This window comes from Acinetobacter pragensis (assembly GCF_001605895.1).
Classification (GTDB): domain Bacteria; phylum Pseudomonadota; class Gammaproteobacteria; order Pseudomonadales; family Moraxellaceae; genus Acinetobacter; species Acinetobacter pragensis.
Window position 1 is genome coordinate 1 of sequence record NZ_LUAW01000049.1, and the last position, 9,966, is coordinate 9,966.

The 9,966-nt window shown below is 41.6% G+C and carries 9 protein-coding genes and 1 tRNA gene; 6 read left to right on the forward strand and 4 right to left on the reverse strand.

Translation table 11 applies throughout. The annotated features are described in order from the left end of the window. Window positions 1-151: hypothetical protein (locus AZH43_RS18970; protein WP_227509833.1), on the reverse strand; the 151-nt coding region annotated here is incomplete at its 3' end. A 634-nt stretch (window positions 152-785) separates the two neighbouring features. Here AZH43_RS18970 and AZH43_RS16100 point away from each other — a divergent pair. The 3 genes from AZH43_RS16100 to AZH43_RS16115 all read left to right on the forward strand — a co-directional run bounded on the left by AZH43_RS16100 (window position 786) and on the right by AZH43_RS16115 (window position 5,228). Further along, on the forward strand, window positions 786-1,775 hold the full coding sequence (locus AZH43_RS16100) for a LysR family transcriptional regulator (RefSeq protein WP_067671860.1): 990 nt from the start codon (window positions 786-788) through the stop codon (window positions 1,773-1,775). Window positions 1,776-1,900: 125 nt separating this feature from the next. Further along, window positions 1,901-3,223, forward strand: coding sequence for a hemolysin family protein (locus AZH43_RS16105; protein ID WP_067671863.1), 1,323 nt, complete (start codon window positions 1,901-1,903; stop codon window positions 3,221-3,223). A gap of 664 nt (window positions 3,224-3,887) precedes the next feature. After that, window positions 3,888-5,228: a CitMHS family transporter gene (locus AZH43_RS16115; RefSeq protein ID WP_067671866.1), complete on the forward strand. Its 1,341-nt coding sequence runs from the start codon at window positions 3,888-3,890 to the stop codon at window positions 5,226-5,228. A gap of 88 nt (window positions 5,229-5,316) precedes the next feature. Here AZH43_RS16115 and AZH43_RS16120 read toward each other — a convergent pair whose 3' ends face one another. Next, window positions 5,317-5,823 (reverse strand): hypothetical protein, encoded by a 507-nt coding sequence (locus AZH43_RS16120; RefSeq protein ID WP_067671869.1) that lies wholly within the window; start codon window positions 5,821-5,823, stop codon window positions 5,317-5,319. A gap of 170 nt (window positions 5,824-5,993) precedes the next feature. Here AZH43_RS16120 and AZH43_RS16125 point away from each other — a divergent pair, with 170 nt between their 5' ends. After that, window positions 5,994-6,728, forward strand: coding sequence for a hypothetical protein (locus AZH43_RS16125; protein ID WP_067671872.1), 735 nt, complete (start codon window positions 5,994-5,996; stop codon window positions 6,726-6,728). Window positions 6,729-6,777: 49 nt separating this feature from the next. On the opposite strand, the gene AZH43_RS16130 is transcribed toward AZH43_RS16125, so the two are convergent. Then, a complete protein-coding gene (locus AZH43_RS16130; protein WP_067671885.1) occupies window positions 6,778-8,544 on the reverse strand; it encodes an alkaline phosphatase D family protein in 1,767 nt (588 codons plus the stop codon). Window positions 8,545-8,750: 206 nt separating this feature from the next. Here AZH43_RS16130 and AZH43_RS16135 point away from each other — a divergent pair. Both AZH43_RS16135 and AZH43_RS16140 read left to right on the forward strand, forming a co-directional pair. Continuing rightward, window positions 8,751-8,836, forward strand: a tRNA-Leu gene (locus AZH43_RS16135). A gap of 88 nt (window positions 8,837-8,924) precedes the next feature. Continuing rightward, window positions 8,925-9,347 (forward strand): hypothetical protein, encoded by a 423-nt coding sequence (locus AZH43_RS16140; protein WP_067671875.1) that lies wholly within the window; start codon window positions 8,925-8,927, stop codon window positions 9,345-9,347. A gap of 27 nt (window positions 9,348-9,374) precedes the next feature. On the opposite strand, the gene AZH43_RS16145 is transcribed toward AZH43_RS16140, so the two are convergent. Next, the gene (locus AZH43_RS16145; RefSeq protein WP_067671879.1) at window positions 9,375-9,689 is read right to left on the reverse strand and encodes a DUF5713 family protein; all 315 of its coding nucleotides are present in this window, start codon (window positions 9,687-9,689) and stop codon (window positions 9,375-9,377) included. Window positions 9,690-9,966: the final 277 nt, after the last annotated feature.

Here is a 9,966-nt window from a genome sequence, read left to right on the forward strand (position 1 = left end):
CAGCTGTGTATTTCGCAATKYCTAAACCTGTTTTGAAACGGTTTTGAATTTGCATACGCGCAGCATCTTCAGGACTGATGTCTGCCCAAGTGCTTCCGAATTTTGCTTTTAATTCGCGGATTGCATCAATAGCTGTTTGGTATGTATATATAATAATAGGACTTGCTGCAACGGATGGCTAAAATCATACCCTCTATGATTTGTACAGATTTAGAGCACATCGGTTTGATGAAGCTAGATTAGATTGACTGAAAAAATTAATCCAATATCTTGCATTAATTTTCAGTATTTATTTAAAAAATGGGTAGATCAAAGTCTAATTACATTTTAACCAAAATTATTTAAACCAATGTTTTTTATATATTTAATTGGAATTTAAAATGCGTATTGTTTATACAAATTGCACTAATTTTATTCATTAGACTTAAGTCTCGTCAGTTATTAAAAAGGCTTGCAATGGCAAAATATTGCTAAAATTGACCGAAATGACAGCCTCTTCTGTATAAATTGCAATGTTTATTATATGAGCGCATTTCTAAAGCATTCATTAGCTAAGCTAATCAATTTCAAGATTAGAAATCTGCAAGAAATGCTGCCCGCACTTTCAGCTAAATGGCTTAAATGAACTGCATTTGAAAATACACGCAGACCGCATTTTGAAACGGCCTTAAGGTAAATCCCCCCCTTTAAATAGATGGCTTTATTTTCATCAGTTTCTAACACAAGGCTTATGGCTTATGGCATAATCCAAATAATTTCATGATTTTATTTTCGGTATTTATTTTATGAATCTGGAGCGGGTCGATCTTAATCTACTAATTTATCTAGACGTTCTTCTTCGTGAAAAAAATGTGACTCGCGCTGCTGAGCAATTGGGTGTTACCCAGCCGGCAATGAGCAACATTTTGCGTCGTTTGCGTAATTTATTTAATGATCCGCTTTTAATTCGCTCTTCTGAAGGCATGACCCCGACTGAGCGCGCTTTAGAATTGCAGCCGCGCATCCGTGATGCGCTTGCAGATTTATCGATGATTTTAGAGCCGCGTACAGAATTCCGGCCTTATACTTCGAACCGCGTTTTTCGCATTATGACTTCAGATTATGCAGAAGCGACTTTAGTGCCGCGGCTGGTAAAAGCCTTGCGATCTGAAGCGCCCAATGTGGTTCTCGACTTTTTAACCCCAAGCGATGTGTCGTACCGCGATATGGAACAGGGTAAAGTTGACTTGGCCATCAACCGCTTTAATGAAATACCGCAAAGCTTCCATCAAGTTTTAGTTTGGCGTGACAGCTTTTCTTGCCTGTTAAATGGCAAACACCCTGCAGCCACCAACTTAAATTTAAAAAGCTATTTAGATGCACAGCATATTTGGGTATCAAAAACAGGCATGGGTGTCGGCTTTGGCGTGAATCCTGAAAAACAGGCTGGCCTCGGCTGGATTGATCAAGCCTTGGAACGCATTGGGCAAAAGCGGAAAATTTCTGTATTTACCCGCCACTACCAAATGCCTGGCCTTTTGGCTGCGAATGTTGACCTTGTCGCGACCTTGCCGACCCGCATTGCCCGACTGCAAGCCAAGAGCCAAAATCTGCTGCTGAAAGATCCGCCCTTTTATATTCCAGAATTTGAATTAAAAATGGCGTGGTGCCCTTTGCTGCATCATCACCCTGCACACCGTTGGCTGCGCCAGCTTATTCTTTATGTGGCCCGCCAAATGATTGAAGAAGAAAACCGCGAGTTTTTGATGAATAACTCTCAATTTTCACACTATTGAGCATAATTAATCTTAAATTCTTCTTTTTTAAGCCTATACTGTGACTTGAGGAAATAATTACATTATTCCCTCAAGTTTTTTTATGTTAAAAATATTCATAATAATGATGATCCGCAGGTGGATTTGTGAGTCTCTTCCAAAATATCGTAATCATCGCCATTCTTATTGCGGGGGCCGGTTTTTTATCTTTAACGGAAATCGCTCTAGCAGGTGCACGTAAAGTTAAACTGAAAATCTTAGCTGAATCTGGCGATGAACGCGCTCAGAAAGTTTTAGATTTGCAGGAAAATTCCGCTGACTTTTTTGCGGCCTCGCAAATTGGCTTAAATGCTGTTGCCATTTTGGGCGGTATTTTAGGTGAAGGCGCTTTCCGGCCCTATTTTCTGGAATTCGTTTCCCGCTTTTATTCTGGCCCTTGGTCTGAAACCATCAGTTTTGCGCTGTCTTTCACCATGGTCACCTCTTTATTCATTTTATTTGCAGACCTCATGCCCAAGCGTTTGGCCATGATCGCGCCAGAAAAAATTGCCGTCTCGGTGATAAATCCAATTCAAATATTTATAGTTGTCTGCAAACCTTTAGCTTGGTTCATCAATGCTATTGCCAATTTGCTGTTCCGTCTATTTAAAGTCAATACAACACGCGAAGACAATATTACCTTTGATGATATTTCTGCTGTCATGGACGCAGGCGCGCAAGCCGGCGTTCTGCAAAAGCAAGAACATCATTTCATTGAAAATGTATTCGAGCTGGAAGAGCGCAATGTTCCCTCCAGCATGACCACCCGTGAAAATGTAGTATTCTTCACGCTCAAAGAATCTGAAGCCAGCATTCGGCAAAAGCTTGCCGAGTTTCCATATTCCAAATTTTTGGTCTGCAGTGAAAATATTGATGATGTCATCGGCTATGTGGATGCCAAAGATATTCTGGTGCGGATTTTAAACAACCAGTCTTTATTGCAGCTCAATGAAAACACTATCCGCAACGTGCTGACGATTCCGGATACATTAACGCTGTCAGAACTGCTGGACCGTTTTCGCTCAACCAAAGAAAAATTTGCGGTCGTCATTAATGAATATGCTTTGGTAGTCGGGGTCATTACCCTTTCTGACATTATGATTACCGTGATGGGTGACTGGGTCACACCGATTGAAGCAGATCAGCAAATTATCAAGCGCGACAATAATTCATGGCTTATTGAAGGCAGTACGCCCATTGAAGACCTGATGCATGCGCTGGAAATAGATGAAATGCCGGATACGGATAATTATGAAACTCTGGCAGGTTTTATGATGTATAAGCTCAGAAAAATTCCGCGTCCTGCAGATGCCGTTATTTTCGGTAATTATAAGTTTGAAGTTGTTGACGTTGATCATTTTAAAATTGACCAATTGCTGGTTACCCGCCTTCTGGAAGAACCGGCCTCGGCTGAAGAAGAATCAGAATAATCTGATTCTTCCGATGCATATTAAGCGATTAAAAATAAAAGAAAATCATTAGGAATTTCAGCCATGCTGATTTCATTGCGCGCAATCGGTACTTGCTTTTGCTTCTATACAGCAGTTTATTTAATCTATTTCTTTTTTACGCATCTGCAAAATCCGATCCTGCTCATCTTGGCGGCCGCCCTTTTCATCGCTTGTTGGCTGCTCACCCCCTATGCATATCAGCAGCAAAGCCGGCATGCATATAACAGCACGATGACAATTGGTACTTTATTTTATAATCCAATTATTTTCTGGGGACGTTTATTTAGCTGGCCAATTCGTGCGCTGCTCGCGTTATTCATCACAGATTAAACCATCATAAATCACATAAAGAGTAAAATTTAACTTAAACCATTTGACCGCTGAATAAAAATTCAGCAAGACTTTTATCTGCTGAAAGCACTTATTGTCAGTGAATTGTAACTATCACAAAATATTTAGCTAAAAATTCAAAAAAATACGTCTTTTGACTCTAGATAAACCTTTATTTTTTAACAATCATTTCTTCAAAAAATAGCGATGTATTTCACATTTTAAATACACCCTATTAGTCTCGATCTTTTTATTTTATTCTCGCTTGGATTTTTACAGCGATTAATATTAAAACTCAAAGGATTGAAAAACCATGCTAACCCTACTTGGTCTAGGCATGATTATTTGCTTCATGTATTTAATCATGTCTCGACGTATGAGCCCGCTTGTGGCTTTAACTTTAATTCCTCTGCTTTTTGCACTGATAGCTTGGTTGCTTGGTTTTTATTTTGACAGCCTTTCTCATATTCAGGTTTATGAGATTGGTGAAATGATGATTGAAGGTGTCAAAAAACTGGCGCCGACAGGCATTATGCTGCTGTTCGCGATTCTGTATTTTGCCATTATGATTGATACAGGATTGTTTGACCCCTCTGTTAAATTCATTCTGCGCTTAGTGAAAGGTGACCCGCTTAAAGTTGTATTGGGCACCATCACATTAACAATTATTGTTTCTCTGGATGGTGATGGCTCAACAACTTACATGATTTGTGTAGCCGCCATGCTGCCGCTATACAAACGCTTAGACATGAGCCCGCTGATTATGGCCTGTTTAATGATGCTGGCCAGCGGCATCATGAACCTGACCCCTTGGGGCGGACCAACAGCACGGGCCGCAAGCGCCTTGCATGTAGATCCTAGCGCAGTCTTTGTACCTATGGTGCTGCCAATGCTATGCGCCATCGCATGGCTTTATTTTTTGGGCTACATGTACGGGCGCATGGAGCGTAAGCGCTTAGGTATTGTGGAGCTAGATATCAGCCACGGCGACAATATTCAAATATCCAATAACCCTGAAGCCAACCGCGCCCATTTGCGCTGGTTCAATGGGCTGCTGACATTAGCGCTGATGATCAGTTTGGTTATGGGCATCCTGCCAATGCCAATCTTGTTTATGGTCGCACTGTGCATCGCCTTAGTGGTTAACTATCGAAATATTGATCTGCAGAAAAAACTTATTTCCAACCATGCAGGCAGTGCGCTAAATGTGGTCGGCATTATTTTTGCCGCCGGCATTTTCACTGGAATATTAGCTGGTACAGGCATGGTCGAATCCATGTCAAAAGAGCTTGTAGCGGTCATTCCACAAAGCATGGGGCCCTATCTGGCGCCAATTACCGCAATTATCAGCATGCCAATGACATTCTTCATGTCTAATGATGCGTTCTATTTTGGCGTGCTGCCTATTTTATCTGAAGCTGCCGCCCATTACGGGATTGAACCCGTAGAAATGGCGCGTGCATCTATTGTCGGACAGCCGGTGCATTTGCTGTCGCCGCTTGTTCCATCTACCTATTTGCTGTGCGGACTTGCCGGGGTCGAATTCGGCCAGCATCAAAAATTCACCATTATTTGGGCGACAATTACATGCTTCGTCATGCTGGCTGCCGGACTGATATTCGGTATGTTTCCATTTTATTCGACAATGGGGTAATAATTCGCTGATTGCTTCACGGTCATAAAAAAAGCGCCTATAGGCGCTTTTTTTATGATCAAAACATTTTAAAGATCTTGCAGGCTGATCAGTGCTTGCTGATCAAGGCATCCAGAACGCCTTGATAATGAATGGTAATATCTTCTGCTAAAATTGTATAAGCATTATCGAATTGAACCATTGGCCAGCCCTCTTTCCAAAATGGAAAAATATTATGCAAGCCATGCGTCACAATCGCATCTTCACGGGTAATGGCTTGTGAAATTTGCGACAGAACTTGCGCTGTCTCTGCGCCGTCAATTGCCATGTAGTCAATGCCGCGCACTTTAAGAATACGGATGCGGTCTTTTTTGTAGCGGATTTTTTTGCTTTGGCCTTCATTCAGCTGCAATGCCAGAGTCACAGCTTCCACAAACTTCTCTTCAAAAGAATGGTTTAAAGCCACTAAAGCCTGTTTATGCGACTCCTGACGTCCAGCCTTACCGCCTTCACGAATAATGTCTTTTGCCTCGGTAGTCAGCTCATCATTTTTCATCGACGTTAAAATATCTAAGATTTCAATATCACTTAAATTTTCAGGAGATTGCTCAGCCATAGCCAGCCTTTAAATACTTGTATAAAGCGCTATTTTCTCATATTTCTGACGGCAAAAGGGGAATATCTCCAACTTTGACATGAATCTGTGTCATTCAAGCTAAAAAAAGCGCATCAGCTGGCAAAAAATAAATTATATTGTTCAGCACGTTTTCCAATACTGCATTTTGCATGATTCAAGATAAACAGACCGCAATATTTCTAGAGCAGCTCAAATTGCTTTACCCTGCCGCATTTAAACATAACTACATTTTTTACGGCATGATGAAAACCAAGGGCATGCTGGATGAATTAAAAGAATTGGTGCCATGGATATTGGCCGCGATGATTTTCCTGTCTATCAGCATGAGTTTGGGAAGCTATATTGCATCAGCTTGGCCGCAAATCTCTGAATTCCGTGCGCATGGGCTGGGTGTTTTAGCCGTGATGCTGTTTTTTATGCTGGTGACCCCCTTTATTATCAAGCAAATGAAACACAGCTCCATTTCATTGTATAAACAGCTGTGCAACACGCCAATCAAATTGGCAGGCATCATCTTATTGCAGGCTGTGAATATTGCCTATATTGAAAGCGCATTCTTGCAGTCGGTACTGTTCTTTTTTGCCATCAGTTTTGGTTTTGTCCGTTTTTATAAAGAAAATCTTTTCCGTGAACACAGCGACAATCTGCAGTTTCACTATTTGCAGGAAATTCGCCGTATTTGCTTTTGGTCTTATAAGCAGATTTTAAAAACAAAATGCCAGCTTTTTTTCAGCAGACGGAGATCAGAAAAATCATATCTTCTCAAACAAAATTTAAAACAGCTCAAAGCTTTGCATGATAAAACCATGCGCTTTGAAAACCAATTATGCAAAAGCTTCAAGCATATTAATTTAGAAACTTATTTAGATGACTTAATGAAATAAAGCAGGCCGGTCAAAGCCCGCCCGTTTTATTTTATACAGCTTAATATTCTTACGCGGACTGCGCTAAATTCTGCACAGGCTTAAGTGCCCGGTCAAAATGCATAATTTTAGAAGCCTCAGCATCTACAGTATAATTTTTTTGCTGTACCGTATTCACAAAAATCCATTCTGACTGCAGAGCCTGCTGATCAAAACTCAGTTTCAAATAGCCACGTTGGCTGAGATTGCAGTATTCCAACTCATCAATCAATAAACTGAATGCCTGTTGAAAACCTTGCATATCAGCTGCGCTGATCTGCAAATATTTCTCCATGCCCGGTGACGATACAGAACTCGCCGCCAGCTCTATACCGACTTGCTTGCCAGTTTGAGCATGCAAGTTTGAATACCATGCGTTATGGGTATCGCCGGCCAAGACCACAACAGGCTTATCAATTTGCTGCAGTACGGTATACAGCGCTTCCCGTTCATAGGCATAGCCATCCCATGCATCTAAATTATAAGGCGCGACTGCAGCAATACGCTGCAATTGTTCGGCTGTTAATTTTGCAGGGTCTGTCATTTGCTGAATTTTAATCGCGCTTAATTCTGCAATCATTTGCTTGATGATCAGTAAATCGTTGGCCTCGGCTTGACCGCTTTGCACTTTTTCAAGCATCAGCAGAATTTCAGCCGGAATCAGCATCTTAGACATTAAAATCTGCTGGCCCAGCACATTCCATTTCGCACTGGAATTTGCGAGTGACTGGCTTAGCCATTGCAGCTGTACTTGGCCCAGCAATGTGCGCCCGGAACTTGCTAAATCCGCCATAAATTTTGCAGCATCTAAAGTACCGCCAGTCAGATAATCGTTATAGTCCAGCTGCTGGCTGCGCGCGAGAATTCGTGTATCCAGCATATTCAGCTGCACCAAATTGCCAAAATTGAATTCGCGGTAAATATTTAAATGATCGTCTGCCGTTTTCGGCCGTATCGGCATCCATTCAAAGTAAGCCTGCAGGGCAGCGGCTTTACGGGCCTTAAAATCACCTTCATCGGCTTGATGATTTTCAGCGCCATCACGCCAGGCGTCATTGGCCAGCTCATGATCATCCCAAATGACGATAAAAGGATGCCGCTGGTGCAAAGCCTGCAAATCAGCATCTTTACGATACAGCGCATACCGTTTGCGGTAATCCGTTAAGTTCAGCAGCTCCTGACTGTTGTCCTCTGCCAAAGTGCGCCCCAGCGCTTGCGCATTTTCAGTCGCATAGCCGCCCTGCCCATATTCATAAATATAATCGCCCAAATGCAGTACAGCATCAACATTCTGCTGAGCCATTTCTTTATAGACATGAAAATATCCGGCTGGATAGTTGGAGCATGAACATACTGCAAAACTGACTTGATCCACCGCAACGGCCAGTGTTCTGGTCCGCCCTGCAGCTGACATTACGTTGCCGAATTTAAACCGGTAATAATAGTTCTGTGCAGGTTTTAAGCCAGCAGCATCTGCTTTAACTGTAAAGTCATCTGCTTGACTGGTTTGTACCTTACCCGCGCTGATAATGGCTTTAAACTGCTCATCGGATGAAACTTCCCACTGAATTTCCAGCCTCAAGCTTTCATCTTCTGGGGTGACCCTAGTCCAGATAATGACACGGTCTTGCAGCGGGTCGCCGCTGGCAACCCCATGCAGAAATTGCACTTTAACCGCAGATGGCGCACTTTCAGCGTCATCGCTGCCGCAGGCGGTTAAACCGATCGGCAAGCCCACTGCGCCAATCCCTGCCAATGTTTTTTGCAGCATTTCGCGTCGCGTAATTTTATTTTTCATATTAAAGCAATCCAATTTTTTCTTTAGGCTAGAAAAATATGGCTGCACTTTGATCTCAAATGGATGAAAATTAAATGAAATTTGATTTTTTAAAAGCATATTTCAGCAGTTTTTTTAATCATAAACTCATGTTTTGGCTGTAATTAGCTCAAATATCAGGATTTATGCTTGCCAATCACAAATTCGTCCACTATTATTGCCGACATGCCCGAGTGGTGAAATCGGTAGACACAGGGGATTTAAAATCCCCCGCCCACAAGGCGTGCCAGTTCGAGTCTGGCCTCGGGCACCATTTTGATACTTTTAAAATGGTGCAATAAAATATCCAGCAGTATGCTGGTTTTTTTATGCCCATAATTTAATAATTATATGTTAATAATATGAAAAAACTGAAATTTATTATACTTACATGCGCCTTTCTCATAGCCCAGTCTACTGTACAAGCCCAGCCAGCGCTTAAAGCATCTGCAGAAGAGACATCCTCCGATATAAACACGGACAATGAAGCATTTGAAGGCGGCGACTTATTTCCCGGAACGGTCAGTTTTGAAAAAGGTCGTTATATCTTGAAGCGCTGCAGTTCTGGCGGCTACAGCTATATTTTGGATTTTACGGATACAAAACTCACTGCCCAATTAGATCAGCTGCTACGCAGCAAAACCAAATTTTGGGTAAATGTTTTGGGCGTATATTCAGAGGTCAATGGTGAGCACCATTTAAAGGTAAAGCATGAATTGACTATTCAGCGTGGCGAAAGCTGTCAGCTCACAGATTTCTTAGATAGCTTAGTGAATGATGAATAATTCTCTATGATATAAATTAGAGAGTGATTACCACTCTCTATTTGCGACCAGTTCTTCCATTTCAATATCCATATAACCTTCAGCCTGCGCAGCCATCATCATTGCTTCAGCAATATAATCTGCGGCCGTGTCATCCAAAGAGGAATCTAAATCTTCAAACTGCGGCTTCATGGCATTAATAGAAATAACCGCTTCATGTGCAAAATGATAAATATCTATCTCAGACAATTCAGGCTTTGACAGTTTTTTTGCAAATTTTTCGACACATTGCTTCACTTCTGCAACGAGAATATCAGGGTAATAATCATCATCAAACATTGGGAGAAGTAAATCTGCAAACATACAGGCACTCTGAGCACACTAAAACTAAGCGTGCTTATATAACATACCTATACAAAATTACCAAATAAAATACACCGAAACATCAGTTCCAGTTCAATGACTGCAATACTAGACCGCTGACTGCATGGCTTGCCACATTCGAATGGCGTCAGACATCTCAAACCCGGAACTTATCCAATTACAGTAAAAACTACAGGTGGCAGGGTTTGTCATTCTGTTTTGACGATTCCATCAAAAAATTTGGAGCAGTTTGCTTCAAAAACAGTTGATCTATTAT